This is a genomic window from Methyloprofundus sp., assembly GCF_965251085.1.
Taxonomy (GTDB): Bacteria; Pseudomonadota; Gammaproteobacteria; order Methylococcales; family Methylomonadaceae; genus Methyloprofundus.
The window spans coordinates 4,501,143-4,523,859 of sequence record NZ_OZ252594.1 but is presented as its reverse complement, the minus strand read 5'-3'; the positions used below and the strand labels follow the sequence as shown (position 1 = coordinate 4,523,859).

The following is a 22,717-nucleotide window of genomic DNA, read 5'->3' as shown; positions in this document are numbered from 1 at the left end:
TGCAATGGACAACGCTCAAAGTTCAGTTAAACAGGTAAAAACAGAGGTTCGATTCATCAGTCGGGCTGATCAACAAAAAGCTATTTTCATAGAGCGCATTAAATGAATTCCTACTATCGTGCCGGGCTTGTCCAACAAACGGTTCAGATTGTGGCTCGCTTCGCGATCACAATCTAACCTTATTCGTTAGAAAGTTATAGACCATAGTTTTAACATTTTCAATTTGTAAACTGATTTTTCTGCTTTTCAATCGAGTCTGGTCGAGTAGACGGGTTCTTCCGACAAGCTAGTCAATGAGTCGATAATACTTTTATTGTACACTTCGCTGCACGCAGCTACTGTGTGATTTCTAACCATTGCTAATTCTCATCAGTTGTTACCACGCCCCTCACAGAACCGTGCTGGCGCTATTTACGCACACGGCTCCTCGACAACACGCTTTACCATGAAGTAGATAATAAATTCACCGTAATTCGTGGATTCGGTAATGGATACAACTTGAGAAGTTTAATAAACTTTTCCCATGTGTAGCAACCCCGTTTTCCACGACGATTTAACCATTTATACAACGTTTTCCTTACCCAATAGGCAAAGCTTTGTAGACTTTTACTATTATCGGTCACACCGTAATAGGCAAAATGTCCGCGTAGTTTCGCGGCTGTCGTTTTCATAATTTGAGCGGTGGGCAGTGTTCGATGTGCCTTCAACCATTCTTTATATCCAACAACTTTGGCGATCAATCTTTTGCTAACCGTTTTCCTTTTCATCCGATAACGCTTGCCATCTCGACTACGTGCGTGAACCCTAGAAAATCGAACGTGGATGGTCTTTCGCCTCTGGCTTTTGCTTTTGACTGCGCAAAGACTCCAAATTCAAACAGCTTGGTTTTCTTAGGCGCGACTTCAAGGTTAAATTGCTTAAGCCGTGTTTCCATGGCTTTCTTGAAGTGCTTGGCTTCAGCTTCTATTTGAAAACAAACAACATAGTCATCCGCATAGCGGATGAGCTTTGCATAGCCTTGACACTTTTCCTTTATACACTTTTCAAACCAGAAGTCTAATGTGTAGTGTAGGTAAATGTTGGCTAACAGTGGTGAGATGACTCCACCTTGCGGTGTGCCTGTTTCACTGGCTTTGTGCTGTCCGTCTTCTTGTATCCCTGCTTTTAGAAACCGTTGGATGAGTCTGAGGATCCGTTTGTCCGCTATTCGATGACTGATAAAGCGTATCAGTTGCTCTTGATTTACATTCAGACATCTTGATTCGCTATCCTGAAAGAAATCCATTAAAACTTAAACTAGGCAATATAATTAAAGGGTTAGGGAATTATTGTCCAATGATTGATATTTTCAGCTAAAGAAATGAAAATGGTACTCATTTAGGTTAAACTAAGCCCTCATATCATACGAGGTATTCAATTAATGCAGCAACTCATGCTCCCAATAATTCCTCAGGGTACGACTATTATAAATGGTCAGGTCAGTGTTGATAACCGAAATGATGAGTGGTTTTATTTCCTCGGCGGTATCCCGATCTATTCTCACCAGGGACAATAAGAGATTATTTAGACTTCACACCTCTCAACTCACCAATACCGGTTCCTGTCGTTCAATCGATATTATTACAACCTTTGGTGTCTCTAAAAGTAGTGTTATGCGCTCATTAAGGCAACTACGAGAAAAAGGGGCTGATTCGTTTTTTGAACCTCGCCCGACTCGCAAGGGAGGACCACTCTTTACGCTTGAGGTTTTGCAGCAAGCTCAGGAATATCTGGATCAAGGTATGACGCCTAACGAAGCCGCTAAAGAATTAGGCATCCGGGCAGATACCTTTCGCAAGGCGATCAGTGATGGACGTTTAAAAAAAAGTCTGCCGCATCAATAGACCCCAATGATGGCAGTACCAAATCAGCCCGTGATATTATAGATGCCAATGCAGCCGATGTGCTTGGTACGGCCTGCACTCGAGTAGAAGAGCGAATCCAGGCTGCTTTGGGTGAGCAGGAAAAGGGAGCCTCAATCGAATTCGAATCCTGTTTAGATGTTCCTAAAGGCGGTGTGTTATGTGCATTGCCCGCGTTACTTGGCAATGGCTTATTAAATGACATTGAGCGCCACCTGGGCAAACTGACAGGTTACTATCAAACCTTTCATATTCTATTGCTACTCGCCTTTATGGGGCTATGTCGCATCAAAAATGCCGAACAACTTCGCGAGCATGCACCGGGTGAATTCGGAAAACTACTTGGCCTGGATCGGGCTCCCGAAGTGCGTTGTTTAAGAACCAAAGTAAAAGGACTGTCTGATCCAGAATCAGTTGAAAGCTGGGCGGCCGACCTCAGTCGACAATGGATGGAAAATGAACCAGAGGCAGCAGGAACACTCTACATAGATGGTCATGTCCGTGTCTATCATGGACACTTGACTAAACTTCCCAAACGGCATGTTTCACGCGAAAAACTCTGCTTACGGGGTATCACCGACTACTGGGTTAATGATGGTACGGGGCGTCCCTTCTTTGTCGTTGAAAAAACGGTGGATCCGGGCTTACTAAAAACGCTGGAAGAAGATATCGTCCCCCGATTACTCAAAGACATTCCGAATCAACCGAGTGCACAAGCATTACAGCAAAACAAACAAGCCTGTCGTTTTATCCTGGTGTTTGATAGAGAAGGCTATAGCCCCGCATTCTTTAGAAAGATGTGGAACAAGCATCGTGTCGCTTGCATGACCTATCATAAATTTCCCACCGAAAATTGGCCACTGGACAATTTTTCCGGCCAGGAGATCACCCTACCGAGTGGTGAAAAAGTCATCATGAAACTCGCCGAACGAGGCAGTCTGGTTGGAACCAAAAAACAGGCGATGTGGATGAGAGAAGTGCGCAAGTTGACTGATTCTGGTCACCAAACCAGTATTATTACCACAGCCTATGAACTAGAATTGACGGCTGTTTCTGGGCGAATGTTTAGCCGGTGGTGCCAAGATAACTTTTTTAGATATATGAAGCACCACTATGGGCTAGATATGCTACAGGAGTATGGAATAGAGCCACTATCCGATACCCAAAAGGTGGTCAACCCTGATAGGCGCCAACAGGAAGGACAGCGTAATTCGATACAATCCAAACTCAATTACCGTCTATCTCGATTTGCAGCGATGGAACTTCATCCGGTGATTAAAAAAGATGAAACGGAAGATGTGAAATACAAGAAATGGGAAAGAAAACGAGCAGAATTACTCGAAGAAATAGAGCATTATGAAAATGAACTAAAAACCATCAAGGAAAAACTAAGGGAGATGGAAAGAAATAATCATCCAGAACAACCAGGAGAAATGGTCAAAAACCATTTCTCCAACGATGGCATTCGGTCAACAAACTGATAATACGTCTTCATTGCTTTTTTACCTACCTTTACTCCTGTTTCATATATTTTTTCTGTTAATTTAACAATAGGTGCTTTGCCATTGTAGGTCATACTTTTGGCAAATTTTAAAGTTGTTTCAACTGTATCCATTATGTCGCCACTAATATGATTTTCATAGGCTCCCCATACTCGTTCAATTGGGTTATATTTACTATGATAAGGAGGGTAGTAGGCCAGTTTTATCTTTATGTTGCTTTTTTCAGCAAACTCCACAAGCCTTTTTATAAACTGAGTTCTGGAGCTACTGTTCTCCATACCATTGTCAGCGTTAATTGTCAGAATATCTACTCCATATTTTTCTTGAATTTCTGGCCAAATTTCTTCCAATCGGTCAACGATGAAATCACTGCTGGCATAGCCTGCTGTAAAGAAAAGGAAAAAATCATCATGTTCAGGCAGATAAAAACCAAAAGGAGTTAACTTTTCCTTAACATCTAAATCATGATCCTCTGCTTTTGTTAAAACCCGATTTCGTCCTCCCCGTGAAAAATTTCCTATATTCATTCTTGCTTTGGCATCAATTGATATACGAATCTCTTTTGGGTTGATATCTGCCATTCCATTGACTGAATGAACTTGTTCAAAAATTGCATCCGTTTCCTTGATTTTCTTATGAGGCTTTGTTTTTTGTACCTTTTTTGGATGGTAACTCAGGTCATTTAATTTTGTATTGATAGTTTTTGAGCAAGGTAATGTTTTTTCATCGTAATAATCAATCTCCAGTAAACGTTTTCTAACTTCTTTAGCCGTTAGCCGGGTATATAATCGACAGGAATTAAAAGAGGGATCCGTTTGACACTCCGGTTCAGCAATTTTTTTTATGTCATCAAGTAGATGAGGAAAATGCTCTTCACTTTTATTACGCCCTCTCGCTGAAAAATTATCTTCTATGGGCTGAGTTTCAAGTTCATATTGTCCTTTTCGGATAGTGCCTCTATTCCATCCTAGTTTTTCTTCAGCAATACTTGCACCACCTGAGCCTAGTAGCTCCACCGTTTCAGCCATGAATATACGACGTACCGAGCCTTTTAAACGATGGGCTGTATTTATAATCCAACCTATAATGCTATCTGTTAATATCAACAAGCTTATCTGCCTAGTGTGAGAATAAATTCAGAATTCATTATTATAAATTATTGAGACACAAGCTTACTTCGTTTGGATGATTAGGGAGATGGAAAGAAATAATCATCCAGAACAACCAGGAGAAATGGTCAAAAACCATTTCTCCAACGATGGCATTCGGTCAACAAACTGATAATACGTCTTCATTGCTTTTTTACCTACCTTTACTCCTGTTTCATATATTTTTTCTGTTAATTTAACAATAGGTGCTTTGCCATTGTAGGTCATACTTTTGGCAAATTTTAAAGTTGTTTCAACTGTATCCATTATGTCGCCACTAATATGATTTTCATAGGCTCCCCATACTCGTTCAATTGGGTTATATTTACTATGATAAGGAGGGTAGTAGGCCAGTTTTATCTTTATGTTGCTTTTTTCAGCAAACTCCACAAGCCTTTTTATAAACTGAGTTCTGGAGCTACTGTTCTCCATACCATTGTCAGCGTTAATTGTCAGAATATCTACTCCATATTTTTCTTGAATTTCTGGCCAAATTTCTTCCAATCGGTCAACGATGAAATCACTGCTGGCATAGCCTGCTGTAAAGAAAAGGAAAAAATCATCATGTTCAGGCAGATAAAAACCAAAAGGAGTTAACTTTTCCTTAACATCTAAATCATGATCCTCTGCTTTTGTTAAAACCCGATTTCGTCCTCCCCGTGAAAAATTTCCTATATTCATTCTTGCTTTGGCATCAATTGATATACGAATCTCTTTTGGGTTGATATCTGCCATTCCATTGACTGAATGAACTTGTTCAAAAATTGCATCCGTTTCCTTGATTTTCTTATGAGGCTTTGTTTTTTGTACCTTTTTTGGATGGTAACTCAGGTCATTTAATTTTGTATTGATAGTTTTTGAGCAAGGTAATGTTTTTTCATCGTAATAATCAATCTCCAGTAAACGTTTTCTAACTTCTTTAGCCGTTAGCCGGGTATATAATCGACAGGAATTAAAAGAGGGATCCGTTTGACACTCCGGTTCAGCAATTTTTTTTATGTCATCAAGTAGATGAGGAAAATGCTCTTCACTTTTATTACGCCCTCTCGCTGAAAAATTATCTTCTATGGGCTGAGTTTCAAGTTCATATTGTCCTTTTCGGATAGTGCCTCTATTCCATCCTAGTTTTTCTTCAGCAATACTTGCACCACCTGAGCCTAGTAGCTCCACCGTTTCAGCCATGAATATACGACGTACCGAGCCTTTTAAACGATGGGCTGTATTTATAATCCAACCTATAATGCTATCTGTTAATATCAACAAGCTTATCTGCCTAGTGTGAGAATAAATTCAGAATTCATTATTATAAATTATTGAGACACAAGCTTACTTCGTTTGGATGATTATTTCTTTCCATCTCCCTAAGCCAAACGCCCAAACACATTACCTGGCAAGAGTTGAGAGACGAAGATAAGTTCGAACAGCTTCTGCCAGGGAAAAAGCGGCTGATAGATAATGTCAACATGATCGCTTATCGGGCAGAAACAGCAATGGCCGCTCTGCTAACCTCACCGACAATCGACTTTCCGATGGCAAGGCAACTATTACAAACGCTGTTTGTGACAGAAGCAGATATATTACCCGATAAAGTAAAAAAACAACTTCGGATACGTGTGCATAGTACTTCCCGACCTGCAAGTAATAAAGCAATAGAAAAGTTATTTGAACAACTTAATCAAACGGAACTCAATTATCCAGGAACCGATCTGCGCTTAATTTATGAGCTGACTTCATCCGCAAAAAATTAGGAAATGGTCTCAAATTAGTTTCGTCTGAATCAAGATGTCTGACGATGGCAATTGATGGACGTAAATTCGATCCCACAGATATTCATCCGCAAATGTGGTTAGGGAGTTCAGAAGAATGGACGGTGTATAATAATTCGCAAAGCTTATGGTTCGACAGAATCAACTCTATATGGCCGCCTCACTAAGAAGGCAAGGCTGTCACTCGTGCAGAGGCAGAAGCCGAAAACTTAACGGCTATCAGTACCACAACGGTTGATCATCCATTTCATATACATGTCAATCCATTCTGGTTAAGTCGTCAGGACGTGCCAATTGCAGATGGATCGCTGGTTAATGTACTGACGGAACCGCGCTGGCAGGATGTTGTCTGGCTGCCACGTGGGCGTGGACGTGCGATATTTCGCTCACGATTTCCTGATTATGTCGGTCAATATGTTAATCATTGCCATATATTGTTACATGAAGATAACGGCATGATGCAACTAGTGGAAGTTGTAGCCAGTGTTGCAGATAGTAATTATGAGGCACGCTTTAAGGTCACTCAGGAGAATATGAGTGCTGCTCAGGTGAGCGCTATTTATCCGCGTGTAAGTTTAGCCGAGGCATTTGAACAGAGCGGGTCCTTTGTTGATGCGAATACAGGTACTGGGCAAGTATTCCCTGGATTTGATATTCAATACAAGGAGGAAAAGAAGTAGGCTTCAAATGGATATTAGAATATACTTCGCGCAGTCACGACTGCGAATTTCTAGCGGCTGAGTTTTTGCCGATAGCTACGTTGCTGAAACCGATACGTAACCAGCCATGTGCCAGTTTCAACGCCTTACTACCGACAAAAATCAGCCCACTATATAGCCGCATCCGTGACCGTGCGAAGTATAAATCACACTAAAGGAAGCGAGGTCTTTAAAAGCTGTAAAAGTATTCAATAATACGCCTAAAAAGGCAAGATTGATAACTAAAAGTAAGCTTTCGAATCTCAATAATCAATAGCTTAGGAGGTATTAATTGTTGGGTTTCGTACCTCTACCTAACCTATAAAAACGCTTTTACAGTCTTTTTAGTTCCGTATTTTAGCGCTGAGGCTCAAGCAACCGACTCTTGATATTCCACGGAAAAATCATCCATAGATTGTATGACTTGCTGCGCATTGTCCTGATCATTTAATACAAAACTACTTATTCCAACCCGGTTTAGATAATAAACCTGGTCGCGCATAAAGTCACCACTGACACGAATATCCCCCGTGAATCCATATCGACTGCGTAATAAACAGGCATGAGTAAAAGCACGACCATCGGTAAACACCGGGATAAATAGCTCTATCAATTGGAAGTTAGCAATATCATCCGTTATGTTTTCTATGCTGCTATCAGATTCCAGCCTTAGTCCTAAATGCTTGCCTTGCTGAAGAAGCGCATCCCGCTCAGTTTCCCAGCGCGCTAGAGAAACTATATTGTAATCAGACTTTAGTGTTGTATCATCTGCAACAAACGCCCAATCGTCCCGAGTAAGGACTTTATCTTTAATAAGTTGCATAAACTTTCTCCTTAAATGGGCCAACGCCAACACGCCTTACTGTAGCAAGAAAAGACTCTTCATCATGTTTTCGTTGCTCTAGATATACTTCAAGTATGGTTTTAATGACCGGGGTAATATTCTGTTTACTGACGGCGGGCCCCAGCCTTAGACCTATAGCGGCATCATTTTCCGAGCTACCGCCCAAGGTTACCTGATACCATTCGGCACCTTTTTTATCAACACCCAGAATACCGATATGGCCAACACTTTGATGCGCGCAACCATTCATACAGCCGGAAATATTGATTTTCAAGTCACCTAGATCATGCACATAATCCATGGAATCCAGTGTTTCATTGATTTCTTTGGCGACCCCAATCGAGCCCGCATTCGCTAGCGAACAATAATCCAGGCCGGGACAACAAATCATATCTGTTGCCTTGCCAATATTAGGTGTTGCACACCTTAATGCATCCAGCTTTTGCCATACATCGAATAAATCAGCTTGCTGTACATCAGCCAATACTAAGTTCTGACGATGCGTGGTGCGCGCCATACCAAAGCTGTATTGGTCAGCCAGGTCGGCAATTGCATCCAGCTGGCTGTCAGTACAATCCCCCGGAGGACTTTCAGGTGCTTTTAAAGAGATATAAACGGCGCGATAACCTGCAACTTTATGATCGGCCGTATTATGTTTTACCCAAGTTGCAAAATCCGGGTTATTTGCCAACTTATTGCCATAACTACTGTCTTCTGACGCGGAAGGAAGATATGCAGGTGGTGTAAATTGCTCCCGCATTTCCGCAACCCGCTGGGCACTAAGTTCCAGTTTATCTTTAATTAAAGCCCACTCAGCTTCAACTTTTTTACTAATCTCTGCAAGCCCGGTTTCTCTCACCAGAATTTTTATTCTGGCTTTATATTTATTATCACGGCGACCATACAGGTTATAAACTCTTAATATCGCTTCCAGATATGAAAGCAGATGTTTTTTCTCTAGAAAGGGTCGAATCACCTTAGCAATGACAGGTGTACGCCCCAGACCACCACCGACAAAAACCTTAAAGCCGATTTCACCCTGATCGTTTTTTACTAAATGCAGGCCTATATCATGAAATTGCGTGGCGGCGCGGTCTTGTGTAGAACCGCTCACAGCAATCTTGAATTTACGTGGTAAATAGGCAAATTCAGGATGCAAGATTGTCCATTGGCGAATAATCTCGCAATACGGACGCGGGTCTTCTAGCTCGTCTGTAGCAACGCCAGCCAATTGATCGGTCGTCGTATTTCTAAGACAATTACCACTGGTTTGAATGGCATGCATTTGTACACTCGCTAATTCGTCGAGAATATCTGGCACGCTTTCCAGCGCAGGCCAGTTAAACTGGATATTTTGTCGGGTTGTAAAATGACAAAAACCCTTGTCATAATCCCGGGCAATTGATGCGAGCTTTCTAATTTGTTTACTAGAAAGTAAACCATAAGGCCCGGCAACACGTAATAGAGGAGCGTATGTCTGAACATATAACCCATTCATTAAACGCAAAGCGCGGTATTTATCGTCAGGAATTTCACCTTTTAAAAAACGTTCGGTTTGATCGCGAAACTGAGTGACGCGTTCGTCGATGAGGGTTTGATCTTTATTGCTATATTGATACATTTGAATGCGCTTATACGAGCGAGTTGCACAGAATTATTAATCATATACCGCCAGTGATTAAATGACAATTTAAATATAAAATGCTACGATAAGCGGTTGAATTTTTTGTATTGTTTCTCAATAAAAATAACTTATAATAATAATCTTAGGGGGTTGATGTGTTTCGCTTATTTTTAATTTTTGCTGCGCTGCTTTGTATGCCGCAGATGGCAATGGCTGAAGAGCAAATTGTTAATTTAGGTCTTACCGGGACTGAGCGTGGTATTTATACCGTGCTGATCTTTATCATCGCCTATGGCTTTGTTATGGCCGAAGAATTTACCGGCTTACGTAAATCCAAGCCTGTTATTATTGCTGCTGCCGTCATCTGGGCACATGCAGCGGTTTTGGCCGCAGAGGCTGGCGTTTCTACTGAAGCCTTACATGAAGCATTTGAGTTTAATCTGAAAGAATATGCGGCACTAATGCTGTTCTTACTGGTAGCGATGACTTATATCAATGCCATGGCTGAGCGTAATGTCTTTGAAGCCTTACGCTCATGGATGATTAGAAAAGAATTTGGCTATAAAAAATTGTTCTGGATTACCGGAATTATTACCTTCTTCTTATCAGCGGTTGCAGATAACCTGACTTCAGCCTTATTGGTGGGTGCTGTTGTTTTAGCCGTAGGTAAAGGTAACGAAAAATTTGTTGCCATTGGCTTTGTTAACATTGTGGTTGCTGCTAATGCCGGAGGCGCGTTTAGCCCCTTTGGTGATATTACTACATTGATGGTATGGCAAGCAGGCTATGCTGAATTTTTTGATTTCTTTCAATTATTTATCCCTTCGGTTATTAACTATATTATCCCTGCTTACTTTATGTATCTCGCAGTACCCGATGAGCAACCCGAAGCGACCAACGAGTCAGCAGTACAATTAAAACCAGGAGCTATCCAGGTCTGTGTACTATTTTTATTAACTATTGTCACGGCAGTAAGCTTCAAACAAGTACTCCATTTGCCGCCTTTTATGGGTATGATGGCAGGTCTTGGGGTATTAATGGTTTATGGCTTTAGGGTTAAAACTTTATATAGCTCAGGTGAAGGTGAAGAGCACGATGAGTTTGATATCTTTGATAGAGTACGTGATGCTGAGTGGGATACCTTATTCTTCTTCTTTGGGGTTGTCTTTGCTGTCGGTGGTTTAGGCTACATTGGTTATCTGGAACTCATTGCATCAGGTATGTATGATGGCTTAGGTCAAACACCTGCCAATATTTTAGTGGGGATGATCTCAGCGATTGTGGATAATATTCCGGTCATGTTTGCGGTCTTAAGCATGAATCTGGATATGGACTTATATCAATGGCTATTAGTGACATTAACGGCGGGTACTGGTGGATCATTGTTATCAGTAGGATCTGCGGCCGGGGTTGCTTTAATGGGTTCATCTAACCATAAGTATACTTTCTTCAGCCATATTAAATGGACACCGGTCATTGCTATAGGTTATTTCGCCAGTATTTTTGCCCATTATTTAATAAATGGCTGATTGCTGCACCCATCAGGTAAATTATTCTTGTCATAGGATATAAGATGTAGGACGCGGCTTTAGCCCGCCTTCCATTATATACAAGGCGGACTAAAGCCGCGTCCTACGAAATGATTGTCCTTAAATAAAGGGAGTGGATGTTGTATTCTGCTCCCTTTTTTTATTTCTGAAACATTATCTACCACTCCAATATGACCAAGCACAGCTGGAAACAATCGTTTGCTGCTTATATACGCCCACAAGTACTGGGCATGTCTTTTCTTGGCTTTTCTGCCGGGCTCCCTTTTTTACTGGTTTTCTCTACTCTGTCAGCCTGGCTACGCGATTCGGGGGTCACTTTATCCGTTATTGGTTTTTTTAGCTGGGTAGGCCTAACCTATTCGATCAAGGTTATATGGGCGCCCGTTGTGGATAGATTGCCTTTACCTTTTTTAACCAAGCTACTTGGTAAAAGGCGTAGTTGGATGCTACTGGCCCAAGTAGGCATTTCAGCAGGTTTAATGGCTTTAGCCGAATTAAACCCGCAGCTACAAATTGAATTAATTGCCGCAACAGCCGTATGGATCGCTTTTTGTTCGGCAACACAAGATATCGTAATCGATGCTTATCGTATTGAAGCCATCGAGCCTGAATACCAAGCTGCCATGGCTGCCATGTATGTATTTGGCTATCGAGTTGCATTGCTGGTGTCCGGCGCAGGGGCTTTTTATCTCGCCGAATATATAGGCTGGAATGCGGCCTATTCAGCGATGGCGTTATGCATGTTTGTTGGCATAGTAACCACGTTGCTAAGCTCTGAACCCAGACATAAGCAAGACAAGCAAACAGCAGAACTGGAAAATAAAATTGAAGCAGCGCTGGGAGTACAGCGAAATCAAGGCCGACTACAACGCTTAAGCGCGTGGTTTTCAGATGCCGTTATTAGCCCTTTTGCCGATTTCTTTATACGTAACGGCAAGCTAGGCATCTGGATTCTAGCCCTGATAGCGCTTTATAAAATGAGCGATATCACCATGGGTGTGATGGCCAACCCTTTTTATCTAGACTTAGGGTTTAGTAAAAAAGAAATTGCCGATGTCAGCAAGATTTTTGGTTTTTTTATGACCATCTTTGGCGCAGTACTCGGCGGTGTACTGGTAATCCGTTATGGCTTGATGAAACCGTTGCTATTGGGTGCCGTATTAGTCGCTACCACCAATTTATTATTTGTACTGCTTGCTCTTTCAGAACCAAACCTTAGTTTATTAGCCATTGTTATCAGTGCCGATAATTTAAGTGGCGGTATAGCAACTTCGGTGTTTATCGCCTATTTATCTAGCTTAACCAATAGCGCCTATACTGCTACGCAATACGCTTTATTTAGCTCCTTAATGACTTTACCAGCAAAGTTAATGGGGGGATTTTCGGGGCTGATTGTAGATGCTTATGGATATGCCATGTTCTTTTTATATGCTTCTTCAGTAGGCTTGCCAGCAATCATTCTGGTGCTGGTACTAATGCGGTTGCAACAACCTGCTGATAAAGCCTTATAAACTCAAGCAGGGGCTCCCGCATGTTTAGTTTTAAAATTCATTTTTTCAAGTTGGCTTTGGCTTGACCTGATAAATATTGCCCCGAAGTAGGGCGGCGCTTTAGCCCGCCGTTATCGCACAATAGTCTCAGATAACTTGATTTCTCTGAAAACAATAGGATACTTATTACGGTTCGTAGGATGCTGCTGAGGAACGAAGCAGCATCCTACCTATTTTAGTCTCACCTTATTATCTTTGATGAATTGCTATGCTTTTGATTTTATTAGGCTGGGGTGTTCTTAGTCCCAGCCTAAATTCGCAATTCGGGACTTGGCTCCATTTTTTCTCTTCTTTATTGTGAAATTGACGTGTGTTAAGAAAGGTTGAAATTAGCGCGATTTTGCAATCCAACGAGTGGTAGAATTAGCCGCGTTGACGGGGTCACCGGGCCAGCGGGCATTAACGGCCGATTTCGCTATTGGATTAATAGATACGACAGCACATCAGGATGTGCTATTTAGTGCTTGAACGGAAATAACTAAATTCCCTTTAAAATCAGATAACTATGCTATAATAACAGCTAATAAAACGATTGAAGATTAAAAAATCGCCATTTTAGTATTTTTCATACAAAACACATAAGTCACTGTTTTTAAATAGGTCTTTTTACCCAGAAAGTGCATTGGCAAATACCGAACCTTTAATTCCAGCCCTCTATTAGCAAAACTTCGCCGCAAAAAAAACCATGAGAAATGTCATATCATCACAACTGGAAATAGGACAAGTCGATATTGCCAACATCGTCATTGATGTCACATCACGCGATGATATTCCACTCATCCTGCTGGGCTTGCAACACATCTATACAACTGGCCCTTTAAAAGAAGCTGTTTTCAAAATTCTTCAAGAAGTCATCCCGCGCAAGAACAAAAAAGGCAGTGATGAAACAGCTGCCGTCTCATCAAATAAAGGTCGTCCCGGCATGGAACAGTGGCGTATTCTGGTATTAGGCACCTTACGGGTAGCACTCGGTGCTGACTTCGATCGTATCCAGGAACTCGCCAACGAACATCGAACGCTCAGAATGATGCTAGGGCACGGTACTTTTGATGACAAAAACTATCGCTTACAAACCCTAAGAGATAATCTAAAGTTATTTACACCTGAGATCATGGATCGCATTAATACTGAAGTCATTCGCTCGGGTTATCAGTTGCTTAATTTAGAGTCCACTGCATCCATTCAGGGGCGTTGCGATTCATTTGTCTTAAAAACCGATGTTCACTTTCCAACCGACATTAACTTGCTTTACGATGTGATGAGGGTCTTATTCCGTCAGTGTGTTTACTGGTGCCAGGAACACGACCTTCCCGATTGGCGGCAGCATAAACATAACCTCACTGAATTCAAACGACAATATAGACGGATTCAAAAGCTGCGTCATTCCACCTCGAAGGACGAAAAGAAAAAACGGGCTCAGGCCGATTTGATTTGTAACGCACATCAGGTTTATATTGATTTAGCTCAAAAGTACCTGAACCGAGTCACTCAAAGTTATGCGTTATTAATAAGCACCTATAAGGTTCCAGAAGTCCTATTGCTTAAGATGCAAACCTTTCTCCAGCATGGCGATCGACAAGTCGATCAGATCAGACGACGCGTGATTGAGGGAGAAACCATCCCTCATGATGAAAAAGTATTTTCCCTGTTTCAGCCACATACCGAATGGATTAGCAAAGGCAAGGCAGGGGTTCCCGTTGAATTAGGTATACGCGTCTGTATAGTTGAAGACTACCACGGATTCATACTGCATCATAAGGTCATGCAAAAAGAAACGGATGATAAAATAGCCATAGGTATGGTTGAAGCGACACAAGCGAAATTTCCAGCGTTCAATGCGTGTAGTTTTGACAAAGGCTTTCATAGCAAGAGCAATCAAAGTGGGCTGAAAGAGATACTTGATGAAGTGACTTTGCCGAAAAAAGGGAAATTATCGGTCAAGGACAAGGAACGTGAATATGCCGATCAATTTAAACAGGCCAAAAAGAAACACTCAGCTGTTGAGTCGGCCATTAATGCATTGCAGGTTCATGGATTGAGTCAATGTCGGGACCATGGAATTGATGGTTTTGAACGCTATACCGCACTGGCTGTATTATCAAGGAACATACAAAAAGTGGGCGCAATTAAACGAGATATGGAACGACAACGATTGGCCAAAGAAAAAAAGAAAGCCGCTTAAGTTTTTAAAGAAAGTGGCCTTACTGAGGGATTAGTATGTCTGAAAAGTGGCACAATAGCATTGTGCTGAGCAAATTCGTAATAATGGGTGGATTGTTATCTCAACTAAGCCAAATCGGAAAATATTATGGTAGATTGGGTGTGATGTTTTTTTAAAAAACTGACTTTTCGTTCAGGCACTATTTAAAACAATGACGCAGGGTACGGACACGTATTCGTAAACTGATGCTACTAGGCGTTTCCAAGTCAGCGGTAATTAGTTTAGCTATGAGTTCAAAGGGGTATTACCCAATGTCATTAAGTTAGTAAATATTCGACCAACACATACTACCTAGAATCAGCGAGTTAGGTGGCTTCTAAACTGACGACACAGCGGATAAAGCCATAAGTCTTTGATGGGTACGCTTTGTTTACCAGCAGGTCCCAACTTGCCGCGCCCTTTGGTTTTACCTACGTAGATCCAGTTGGCGGCTTTGTAACAAGTCCCTGCAAATCGCTCGGTATCAACAAAAGTTTCCAGTAACACCGGACGGATGCCATAACGCTCTTCCCATTGTGTAGGAAGGCGACGAGCTATCATGGATAAAATAGTGGAAGCAAGATTTTTGGATTTCACCCAGGGCATAATCAGAAAACGGGCATTGTTCACGACTAACGGCAGGTTTTTTTGCCGCTGTTCGTGGCTCCAGCCAATAAACTGATCACGTGGTGCCGTTTGCCAGGCGGCCGCACTAAAACCGAGCGCTGCAATAATTTGCTCGTCGAGGATGACGAAGTAGCGAAGCTGTGCGCCGGGTAGCGGCTTGTGCCCCAGGTAGTGGTAGCGATGTATGTACTCATTCCATAGTCGTGAATGATCACGGGTGATGACTGGACAAAGCTGGATGGCCGCAAGTTCATGAACAGGCCGGAGGATCGCTGGTTGCGGGTCCGTCTGTTCAGTAAAGTTGAGTTTCTGTCGCGGGGGTGGTTTGCGCCGTGGTGGCGGCAGAGCGATAAGTCCATCTTCTGCCATGCGCAGCATGGCAACACGGCATGACATATCCTTGAGCCCCCCATCAGGCTTGTACCAATCAAGCATCCTGCAGGTCAGGCGCGAAAGTTCGGCACGCGTGCGCCCAGCATCCTCGGCAATCAATTTCCGCATCTGTTCCAGTTCCTGCTCGCTAAAGTTTCGTCCACAATACCGTGTCATGGTGATTGGGGCTGTTCTGACTCGAGTGGAGTCGCAGTCAGTTCAGGCAAGGGTTTGCTCAACTGCTGTTTGCGCGACTCGCTCATCATCCAGGGAATAAACGGGCGGATGTCTGAGGGAGGCTGCCCACCATTATTCGCACAGGCATCTAGATAGTCGTGAAGCCAGTGATGTGGGTTCAATCCCCATAACAGGATTGTCTGAAACAGTGAAAACATCATGGCTGCCAGTCTGGCACTCCATTGACTCCCTGAACCATAATGGTTTTTACGCCCCATACCGGGATTACGCATGCGCCGCTCAGCAGTATTGTTGTCCATGGGTACCTGGGGATTGAGTACGAATACCATCAATCCTTTCCAGTGGTTATTCAGGCTGTTTAGGATCTTGCATTGAATGCGCTCTAGGTTTTTGTTCTCTTTCTCCGCTTCCAGTAAATGCTCGTAACGCTCTTTCATCTTTTGGCTTGCCTGTTCAAGGGCTTGATGATGTTGCTTGAAGTCTTGATTCTGGGTTTCCAGGCTTTTTGTTTCGTCCCACTCTTTCAGGCGTTGCTTGTTAAGATGATAGAGTTCGGCAATGAGTTCGACCCAATCAAGCATCCATGCTTCAAGTTTCGGATAGCTTCTGGCGGCATCCAGAAAGTCACGGCGGACATGTGCCCAGCAGAAAGCCAGTATGATCTGTGGAATTTCCCGTGCCAGCCGAATGTAACCTTTATAACGATCACAGACCACAATGACCTGTTCCAGGTGTTTATCCAGTCCGGAAAAATACTTGATGGGTATATCACCACTACGGCTAGGTGCCAGTATGTAATAGACTACCGAACGGGACTGAGTGACCCACAACCACCAGCGGTAGCCCGTTTTTCCCTCTATGATTTCAAACACTTTCCAGCCGGTTTCATCATTATGGAATAGATCTTCGGTGAGTTGTTTTTTAACCAGTTCATTGACGAGCGGTTCGAATAGCGGAGCTATCTTCTGTAATCCACCCGTGAGTGTGCCAGGGGCAATGCATAGACCTCGATGTGTGTAATCTGTACACAAATTATTGAGTGCTCGTGAGAACAGAAACTTGTTAAGCAGAACTTCTCTCCATACCGAGATGCCAATACCACTTTTGGGGATAAGACGTGGTGCAGGAGGAGCCGTAATCAATCCGGTGACTCCCTCGCATTGACATATAGCAGCCCTGAACATACATCTTTCGTTTGACACGACGAATATAGCTGTTAACCTTTATATTCAACAATATTTGAATCCTCTGTCTGTGACAGAAGCTTGTAGGGTTTTGTACAAACTAGGCACAACGTGTTTTCAGCAGCAATGTCATGCTCTTCTTCAATAATCGGCAAATCAGGACGGGGAGTGCGGCCGTGTCCCTTGCTACCTTTTTGCTGGCCACGAGGCCGAGGTGTATCAGTATGATTATGTCTTCCAGAACTATTTCTCTTGGCAACGCCTTTTTCAGTTTTTTTGCCAAATAGGCGTTGTTTCAAGTCTCGAATGCGTGCCTGTGCAGATTCAAGGTAAGCGCTCAACGAAGCACGTACTTGCCCTATTCAGGCGTATCTGATTTTTTAATATTCCAGGGCAACAAAGCCTCCACTTTATCAACCGTATCAGCATAAGGTAAAGCAGTGAGAACCTGCTTAAGATATGCATAAGGCTCCAGCCCATTTGCTTTAGCTGTTTCTATCAGGCTGTAATGTATTGCACTGGCACGAGCACCCGCAGGGGTATCAGAAAATAACCAGGCTTTGCGCCCTATCACAAACGGGCGAATCGCATTTTCTGCCAGGATGTTGCTAATATTGAGTTCACCATGGGTGCAATACACATTGAGTTTTTCCCACTGGTTACTCAGGTAAGTCATTGCCTTTCCTGTCAGGCTATCTTTAGGTACTTTATGCTGGTTTTCTTCCAGATAGGCTTTGAGCTGGTTCAATACAGGAATGCTCTTCTCCTGGCGCTGCTGATATTTTTCATCCACTGACAGGTCTTTAATTTCTCGCTCAATGACATACAGTTTATTGATCAGGCTCAGCGCTTTACCTGCTTTTGAGGGTTTGTTATTTTGTCCCTTTTTGCGTTTAGGCTGTGCATTCTGGGCATCTTTAAAATAACGACGCGCATGATCCCAGCACCCCAGCTGGGTGATGCTGTTTTTTTGGCACACGGCATTGTACCCCGCATAGCCATCGGTTTGCAGATAGCCACTAAAGCCGTCAAGCAGGCGCATGGGGACGTCTCCACTACGAGAGGGATCGTATTCAAACAGGATGCTTTTTTCACCCGGTGGCCCGCCAAGCGTCACCCACATATATTTATCTGAGGTCGCTGGCCGCCCCGGTTCTTTTAATACCTGAACCCGCGTTTCATCAGCGAGTATGACTGCCCCTGTGTGTTGATGCTCTCGCATCAGGTTAATCAGGGGCTGAAGTTGTTTAGCCAGTGCGATCATCCAGTTTGCTAATGTCGCTCTGGAGATGTCACCCCCATAACGAGACAAGATGCCTTCTTGCCGATATAAAGGTAAGCCGTCAGCATACTTGGCGATAATAACAAAGCACATTAAACTGATGCTTCCCATTGCTCTGGCAATAGGGTGTCTGGGCATTTGTGCGGCTTTAACCTGGCGTTGTTTTTCGCCTTCAATCTGTTCGACAAAGACCGCTTTTTCCTGCATGTATTCAAGAACACGTACTTTAGCAGGAATAATATCCAGCTCTTCTTTCACTTTCGTGAAGAAAGTATCAATAGCGCCTTCTTTTTCTTCATCCGTTAAATGAATAAAAATTTGCTCGCGGGGTAACTTATCCGAAAAGGGTTTGCGTCCCGGCTTTTTCTTCGTGCCAGTAGAACTTGTCTGCTTATCGCCCTCAGGTGCTTCATCAGCTTCCTGGTCTAATTCCTCGCTGCTATCTGCTTCATTCTCTGCTTCATCAAACAAAGAGGATTGATGAGATTGTTCACTCGATGACCCAAAGCGTTTTATTTTAGATAAGCGTAGTACCTCTTCCAGAATAAGGATGCGTTTTTTCTGTTCGGAAATCACCCCAGACTTAACTTCAATCACACGCGTCAGTTCATCAATAGCCTCTTCTTTTTCAAGCAACAAAGCAACACTCTCCGACAGCAAAGAACCGGCTTTATCTTGTTGTTTTATATTTGAAACATCGGCTAAAATCATGGCTTTATTATAGCATTTATAGTGGCAATAATGAACACAAAAACAGCTAAAAAACAGACTCATATTGAAGTTTTTTATGACCCTTCATCGCGCTAATATCAAAGCCATCCAGCAACCAGTTTAACGGCTGTCCTGTTAAGGTTAATGTCTCTTCATCACCTTTAGGCCACTTAAATTTGTCTTCTACCAATGACTTGTAATAAAGGACAAAACCATTATCTTCCCAGAACAGACATTTAATCTTATTCCGCTGTTTATTCGTAAAGGCATAGAGAGCCCCCTCAAAAGGATTATGCCCTAACTCACATTCAACAATCGCCGATAGCCCTCGGTGTGACTTACGAAAATCAATGGGACGCCGATACAGATACACCTCCGTTAAAGACAGGGATGGACGCATAACAACCGTCACCGCAACAGCTCAAGCAGTGGTTGAATACACGACATAGTGTCCTGCGTAATACCTTCCAGACGTGTGCCATCATTAAATCGTAAGGATAATCCAATAGCTAGATCCGGTGAGATACCCTCGTCAACCCGAATGCGCGTAAATCCTGTAGGGGAAGTAGTAGGCTTTACAGTCGATTTACGTTTCCAGTAGCCGAACTTTTGCGGGCATAAATCATGTTGCCGACAATAAGCTGCCTGTGATTGGCCTGATGCCTGCCAGTGCTCTATGTGAATAGGCCAGAAAGTCTTTTCCTGTATTTTTTCTAACGCTGCCATTTAAAATTCCCCGTGGTATTTAACAATGGGGATAGTTTGGCATTAATCTGAGTTGCCGTGAAGTACGCTGACTATTGAGCGCTTACGATTCAAGCTCTAGCTTAAGATCTTCATTTTTCTGTTTGACCTGGTGATACTGTCCTTTCCAATAGTTTGCATCCCATTTAAGCTGTATATACTCTGCTTGTGTCAGTTCAATGACAATTTGAGCAAAGGGAGACTTTGTGATTTCTCCTGTCTCTATGCGTTGCGGACACGCTGCTGAATGTTGGGAGGCACTTTCCATGAACACCTTTATACAGGGTTTTGGATGATGTGTCCCGTACTCTTTTTATTTATTGCTGTATAGATGGGTTAGTCGAATATTTACCATCGATCAATACCGGGCCATTGATTTTGAATGCTTTTTGTAGCGTAGGTAGAAGCTCATCTACACTCTCCAGCGAAAAACCAGTGGCACCAAAGCTTTCAGCAAACTTCACTAAATCTATTTTACCAAACTCGACAGCTGTTCTACGCCCGTATTTCATTTGCTGTTGGCTACCCACCATGTCATAGCTGCCATCACGCCAGACGCAATGCACTATATTGCATTTATGTCGGACAGCAGTTTCTAGTTCCATAGCTGAAAACAGAAAGCCTCCATCACCAGAAATTGAAATTATTTTTTCCTCAGGGCGCACCATACTGGCAGCCATTGCCCAGGGCAGTGCCACTCCCAGAGTTTGCTGGCCGTTGCTAAACAGTAAATGATGTGGACGATAACAGTATAAGTGTCGTGCCAGCCACATATAATGCGAACCAACGTCACTGATGACAGTCGTATTGTCATCCACAAGGCTCTGAAGGTCAGCAATGAAGCGTAGTGGGTGAATGGGGAACCCGGTTAATTGCGAACCTTTTTTAATTCCCGCATTCAATGTATTGCGTAATTCTGAAATTAGCGCTGGGTTTTTTAGGGGGCCAGCTTGTAAGTGCTTGGATAACTGGATTAGAGTAGCTGCAATATCACCTACTAACTCATATTCCGGCCTGTAGCAACGCCCAATATCAGCGTAATTAGCATCAAGGTGGATAATCTTTAGTTTTTGCTCTGCGTTCCAGGATTCTGGATCATATTCTACTGAATCAAAACCTATGCATAACACTAGATCCGCATCTTCCAGCAAAATATCTCCAGGCTGATTACGAAACAAGCCTACTCTACCAACAAAACATGTAACCAGCTCTCGGGAAAGTACACCTGCTGCTTCAAAAGTCTCTACAGTTGCAATTTGAGTTTGACTTAATAAGGATCGAATTGCTTTCGTGTTTTCTGGTTTACTGGCTTCCAGCCCTAATAGTAATACAGGCTGTCTGGTGCCGCTCCCAATCGGGGTGCCTGTACACGGGGCATCGCCTCACAGTTAACAGTGTCACTTAATATGTCCTGAGGTAAGCTGATAAATGTTGCACCGCTGCGTGGTTCACAAGCTAAACGAAAAGCGTTACTTACAACTTCGGGAATGCTTTCCGGCATAACAATTTCAACACTACTTTTACAGACCGGCTGCATAACACGGACATTATTCATGCTTTGATGCGTTTGTTTTAATTGCATCGAGCGGGACACAGCCCCACCTAAAGCAACCACCGGGTCACCTTCTGTAGTTGCAGTTGCTAGCCCCGTAGTAAGGTTTGATACGCCGGGCCCTGAAGTCACTAGAACAACGCCAGGCGAGCCGGTAAGTCGCCCAACACAGGCAGCCATGAAACTTGCATTTTGCTCATGACGACATAAAATTAATTCAGGTCCACTATCGACGAGCGCATCAAAAACTGCATCTACTTTGGCTCCAGGAATACCGAAAATATATTTAACATTTTCTTTTTGCAAGCATTCCACTAGAAGTTGCGCACCATTTTTCATATATACTCCGCCGATATGTTATTGATTGCCAAAGGGATGCGTAACAAGCAAAGTTGTAGAGCGGGCTTCAGTCCGCAATTCATGCTGAAATATAGCGGATTGAAGTCCGCTCTACAATAATGCAATTCATTTTTACTTCACTTCACTTTTAAGCACACCTGTTGACCAACAATTATTTCTAGGGAATGCTGATAACAACTTTATTAACATATCCCGTAAACTTAGAATCAGCGACATTTTTAAAAACTATGTCCGCCACCTGAGTCGCATCATCCTTACCTACATCTGCTGTCTCATCAGCGGAAAAAACGGCGGGTTCGGTTTTTTCGACACGCCCTTCAGCCACTTTTTCTCCGTCGACATAAAGGGTCGCTAATCCCCCTTTACCCGTACCGTTGCCATCGTAAACAAAATCTAGCTTTATGACTGCATTTTCTTTAGTCAGCTTTGTAGGTGACGCGATGGTATAATTTTCTAAGCCAAAATAATTGTAGGTGTAAGCCGGTTTCCCATCATCCATATAAAGAGCCCAACCGCCAAACTTCCCACCTTGGGTAAGAATAACGCCACGATCATTTCCTTTAAGTGTAACGTTAGCCGTAATTGTTTTGGAGCTGTTTTTAACGTTTAAAAAAGTATTTTCAAGAATGCCGTCCATACCTTGCGCTAAGGTTAAGGTCTTTCTATCACCCATTAAGTCAGGACGACCGGCAATTTTTGCATTAAATCTTTCGTATAAACGATCGTCTAATGGGTACACATTATTGGCAATGGCCTCTTTTTCAAAAAGGGCTTGCATCTCCTTCTGTTTTTCTTATGTAACACCAAGACGAAAATAATGGATTAAATCGTAAATTTCATCAAGTTTATCATTGGGAATTTGTTTGATTTCTTCAATAATCTGCTCTTGTAACAACATTATTAT

Annotated in this window: 23 protein-coding genes and 1 pseudogene; 8 read left to right on the top strand and 16 right to left on the bottom strand. The window is 42.8% G+C overall.

The annotated features are described in order from the left end of the window. Nucleotides 1-440: 440 nt before the first annotated feature. Both ACQY3F_RS21335 and ACQY3F_RS21330 read right to left on the bottom strand, forming a co-directional pair. Entirely contained in the window at nt 441-671 is a 231-nt protein-coding gene (locus ACQY3F_RS21335) for a group II intron maturase-specific domain-containing protein (protein WP_428356510.1), read from the bottom strand. A 92-nt stretch (nt 672-763) separates the two neighbouring features. After that, entirely contained in the window at nt 764-1,285 is a 522-nt protein-coding gene (locus ACQY3F_RS21330) for a reverse transcriptase domain-containing protein (RefSeq protein WP_428357103.1), read from the bottom strand. Between the two features lie 135 nt (nt 1,286-1,420). On the opposite strand from ACQY3F_RS21330, the gene ACQY3F_RS21325 reads away from it, so the two are divergent. Genes ACQY3F_RS21325 through ACQY3F_RS21315 form a run of 3 tightly spaced genes read left to right on the top strand, consistent with a single transcriptional unit; the run spans nt 1,421 to nt 3,382 of the window. Then, a complete protein-coding gene (locus ACQY3F_RS21325; protein WP_428354266.1) occupies nt 1,421-1,555 on the top strand; it encodes a hypothetical protein in 135 nt (44 codons plus the stop codon). Next, nucleotides 1,500-1,883, top strand: coding sequence for a hypothetical protein (locus ACQY3F_RS21320; RefSeq protein WP_428354267.1), 384 nt, complete (start codon nt 1,500-1,502; stop codon nt 1,881-1,883). Before ACQY3F_RS21325 ends, ACQY3F_RS21320 begins: the two co-directional genes overlap by 56 nt. A 59-nt stretch (nt 1,884-1,942) precedes the next feature. Next, entirely contained in the window at nt 1,943-3,382 is a 1,440-nt protein-coding gene (locus ACQY3F_RS21315) for a putative transposase (RefSeq protein WP_428357102.1), read from the top strand. On the opposite strand, the gene ACQY3F_RS21310 is transcribed toward ACQY3F_RS21315, so the two are convergent. Together ACQY3F_RS21310 and ACQY3F_RS21305 are read right to left on the bottom strand one after the other, a co-directional pair. After that, on the bottom strand, nt 3,313-4,509 hold the full coding sequence (locus ACQY3F_RS21310; protein ID WP_428352931.1) for an ISAzo13 family transposase: 1,197 nt from the start codon (nt 4,507-4,509) through the stop codon (nt 3,313-3,315). The genes ACQY3F_RS21315 and ACQY3F_RS21310 overlap by 70 nt on opposite strands. A 105-nt stretch (nt 4,510-4,614) precedes the next feature. Further along, entirely contained in the window at nt 4,615-5,811 is a 1,197-nt protein-coding gene (locus tag ACQY3F_RS21305; protein WP_428352931.1) for an ISAzo13 family transposase, read from the bottom strand. A 95-nt stretch (nt 5,812-5,906) separates the two neighbouring features. Here ACQY3F_RS21305 and ACQY3F_RS21300 point away from each other — a divergent pair, with 95 nt between their 5' ends. Continuing rightward, nucleotides 5,907-6,299: a putative transposase gene (locus tag ACQY3F_RS21300; RefSeq protein WP_428357776.1), complete on the top strand. Its 393-nt coding sequence runs from the start codon at nt 5,907-5,909 to the stop codon at nt 6,297-6,299. A gap of 230 nt (nt 6,300-6,529) precedes the next feature. Continuing rightward, a pseudogene (locus ACQY3F_RS21295) lies at nt 6,530-6,997 on the top strand (multicopper oxidase domain-containing protein); the annotation flags it as partial. Nucleotides 6,998-7,385: 388 nt separating this feature from the next. Here ACQY3F_RS21295 and ACQY3F_RS21290 read toward each other — a convergent pair. Further along, nucleotides 7,386-7,838 carry a DUF934 domain-containing protein gene (locus ACQY3F_RS21290; protein WP_428357100.1) on the bottom strand — a complete coding sequence of 151 codons (453 nt, stop codon included), beginning with the start codon at nt 7,836-7,838 and terminating at the stop codon, nt 7,386-7,388. Beyond that, nucleotides 7,825-9,480, bottom strand: a complete 1,656-nt coding sequence (locus tag ACQY3F_RS21285; protein ID WP_428357099.1) for a nitrite/sulfite reductase — start codon at nt 9,478-9,480, stop codon at nt 7,825-7,827. The genes ACQY3F_RS21290 and ACQY3F_RS21285 overlap by 14 nt, the downstream gene beginning before the upstream one ends. A gap of 197 nt (nt 9,481-9,677) precedes the next feature. On the opposite strand from ACQY3F_RS21285, the gene nhaD reads away from it, so the two are divergent. From nhaD to ACQY3F_RS21270, 3 genes are all read left to right on the top strand, one after another. Then, nucleotides 9,678-11,012, top strand: a complete 1,335-nt coding sequence (gene nhaD, locus ACQY3F_RS21280) for a sodium:proton antiporter NhaD (RefSeq protein WP_428357098.1) — start codon at nt 9,678-9,680, stop codon at nt 11,010-11,012. Nucleotides 11,013-11,203: 191 nt separating this feature from the next. Further along, nucleotides 11,204-12,544 carry an AmpG family muropeptide MFS transporter gene (locus ACQY3F_RS21275; protein ID WP_428357097.1) on the top strand — a complete coding sequence of 447 codons (1,341 nt, stop codon included), beginning with the start codon at nt 11,204-11,206 and terminating at the stop codon, nt 12,542-12,544. 724 nt (nt 12,545-13,268) lie between these two features. Then, nucleotides 13,269-14,765 (top strand): ISNCY family transposase, encoded by a 1,497-nt coding sequence (locus ACQY3F_RS21270; protein ID WP_428354718.1) that lies wholly within the window; start codon nt 13,269-13,271, stop codon nt 14,763-14,765. Nucleotides 14,766-15,101: 336 nt separating this feature from the next. Here the strand turns inward: ACQY3F_RS21270 and ACQY3F_RS21265 are convergent, their stop codons facing one another. The 10 genes from ACQY3F_RS21265 to ACQY3F_RS21220 form a co-directional block, all read right to left on the bottom strand. Further along, nucleotides 15,102-15,959, bottom strand: coding sequence for a Druantia anti-phage system protein DruA (locus ACQY3F_RS21265; RefSeq protein ID WP_428353163.1), 858 nt, complete (start codon nt 15,957-15,959; stop codon nt 15,102-15,104). Beyond that, on the bottom strand, nt 15,956-17,164 hold the full coding sequence (tnpC, locus tag ACQY3F_RS21260; RefSeq protein WP_428357774.1) for an IS66 family transposase: 1,209 nt from the start codon (nt 17,162-17,164) through the stop codon (nt 15,956-15,958). The genes ACQY3F_RS21265 and tnpC (ACQY3F_RS21260) overlap by 4 nt, the downstream gene beginning before the upstream one ends. Before the next feature lie 32 nt (nt 17,165-17,196). Continuing rightward, nucleotides 17,197-17,505 (bottom strand): hypothetical protein, encoded by a 309-nt coding sequence (locus ACQY3F_RS21255; protein ID WP_428357095.1) that lies wholly within the window; start codon nt 17,503-17,505, stop codon nt 17,197-17,199. Between the two features lie 17 nt (nt 17,506-17,522). Beyond that, entirely contained in the window at nt 17,523-19,157 is a 1,635-nt protein-coding gene (gene tnpC / locus ACQY3F_RS21250; protein ID WP_428357093.1) for an IS66 family transposase, read from the bottom strand. 46 nt (nt 19,158-19,203) lie between these two features. After that, nucleotides 19,204-19,557: an IS66 family insertion sequence element accessory protein TnpB gene (gene tnpB, locus ACQY3F_RS21245; protein ID WP_428353775.1), complete on the bottom strand. Its 354-nt coding sequence runs from the start codon at nt 19,555-19,557 to the stop codon at nt 19,204-19,206. 8 nt (nt 19,558-19,565) lie between these two features. Then, complete coding sequence (gene tnpA, locus ACQY3F_RS21240; protein ID WP_428353774.1) at nt 19,566-19,883, bottom strand: IS66 family insertion sequence element accessory protein TnpA; 318 nt, start codon at nt 19,881-19,883, stop codon at nt 19,566-19,568. 82 nt (nt 19,884-19,965) lie between these two features. After that, nucleotides 19,966-20,169, bottom strand: coding sequence for a hypothetical protein (locus ACQY3F_RS21235; protein ID WP_428357091.1), 204 nt, complete (start codon nt 20,167-20,169; stop codon nt 19,966-19,968). 49 nt (nt 20,170-20,218) lie between these two features. Next, on the bottom strand, nt 20,219-21,184 hold the full coding sequence (locus ACQY3F_RS21230; protein ID WP_428357773.1) for a thiamine pyrophosphate-dependent enzyme: 966 nt from the start codon (nt 21,182-21,184) through the stop codon (nt 20,219-20,221). Between the two features lie 35 nt (nt 21,185-21,219). Beyond that, nucleotides 21,220-21,792 (bottom strand): thiamine pyrophosphate-binding protein, encoded by a 573-nt coding sequence (locus ACQY3F_RS21225; RefSeq protein ID WP_428357090.1) that lies wholly within the window; start codon nt 21,790-21,792, stop codon nt 21,220-21,222. A gap of 178 nt (nt 21,793-21,970) precedes the next feature. After that, nucleotides 21,971-22,591: a hypothetical protein gene (locus ACQY3F_RS21220; RefSeq protein WP_428357089.1), complete on the bottom strand. Its 621-nt coding sequence runs from the start codon at nt 22,589-22,591 to the stop codon at nt 21,971-21,973. Nucleotides 22,592-22,717 lie beyond the last annotated feature (126 nt).

Coding starts and splice junctions, on each gene's coding strand:
- ACQY3F_RS21275 (WP_428357097.1), top strand. CDS start 11,204: ATGACCAAGCACAGCTGGAAACAATCGTTTGCTGCTTATATACGCCCA.
- ACQY3F_RS21285 (WP_428357099.1), bottom strand. CDS start 9,480: ATGTATCAATATAGCAATAAAGATCAAACCCTCATCGACGAACGCGTC.
- ACQY3F_RS21325 (WP_428354266.1), top strand. CDS start 1,421: ATGCAGCAACTCATGCTCCCAATAATTCCTCAGGGTACGACTATTATA.
- tnpC (WP_428357774.1), bottom strand. CDS start 17,164: ATGTTCAGGGCTGCTATATGTCAATGCGAGGGAGTCACCGGATTGATT.
- ACQY3F_RS21270 (WP_428354718.1), top strand. CDS start 13,269: ATGAGAAATGTCATATCATCACAACTGGAAATAGGACAAGTCGATATT.
- nhaD (WP_428357098.1), top strand. CDS start 9,678: ATGCCGCAGATGGCAATGGCTGAAGAGCAAATTGTTAATTTAGGTCTT.
- tnpA (WP_428353774.1), bottom strand. CDS start 19,883: ATGGCAGCGTTAGAAAAAATACAGGAAAAGACTTTCTGGCCTATTCAC.
- tnpC (WP_428357093.1), bottom strand. CDS start 19,157: ATGATTTTAGCCGATGTTTCAAATATAAAACAACAAGATAAAGCCGGT.
- ACQY3F_RS21265 (WP_428353163.1), bottom strand. CDS start 15,959: ATGACACGGTATTGTGGACGAAACTTTAGCGAGCAGGAACTGGAACAG.
- ACQY3F_RS21330 (WP_428357103.1), bottom strand. CDS start 1,285: ATGGATTTCTTTCAGGATAGCGAATCAAGATGTCTGAATGTAAATCAA.
- tnpB (WP_428353775.1), bottom strand. CDS start 19,557: ATGCGTCCATCCCTGTCTTTAACGGAGGTGTATCTGTATCGGCGTCCC.
- ACQY3F_RS21320 (WP_428354267.1), top strand. CDS start 1,500: ATGAGTGGTTTTATTTCCTCGGCGGTATCCCGATCTATTCTCACCAGG.
- ACQY3F_RS21220 (WP_428357089.1), bottom strand. CDS start 22,591: ATGCAAGCCCTTTTTGAAAAAGAGGCCATTGCCAATAATGTGTACCCA.
- ACQY3F_RS21335 (WP_428356510.1), bottom strand. CDS start 671: ATGAAAACGACAGCCGCGAAACTACGCGGACATTTTGCCTATTACGGT.
- ACQY3F_RS21235 (WP_428357091.1), bottom strand. CDS start 20,169: ATGGAAAGTGCCTCCCAACATTCAGCAGCGTGTCCGCAACGCATAGAG.
- ACQY3F_RS21290 (WP_428357100.1), bottom strand. CDS start 7,838: ATGCAACTTATTAAAGATAAAGTCCTTACTCGGGACGATTGGGCGTTT.
- ACQY3F_RS21225 (WP_428357090.1), bottom strand. CDS start 21,792: ATGAAAAATGGTGCGCAACTTCTAGTGGAATGCTTGCAAAAAGAAAAT.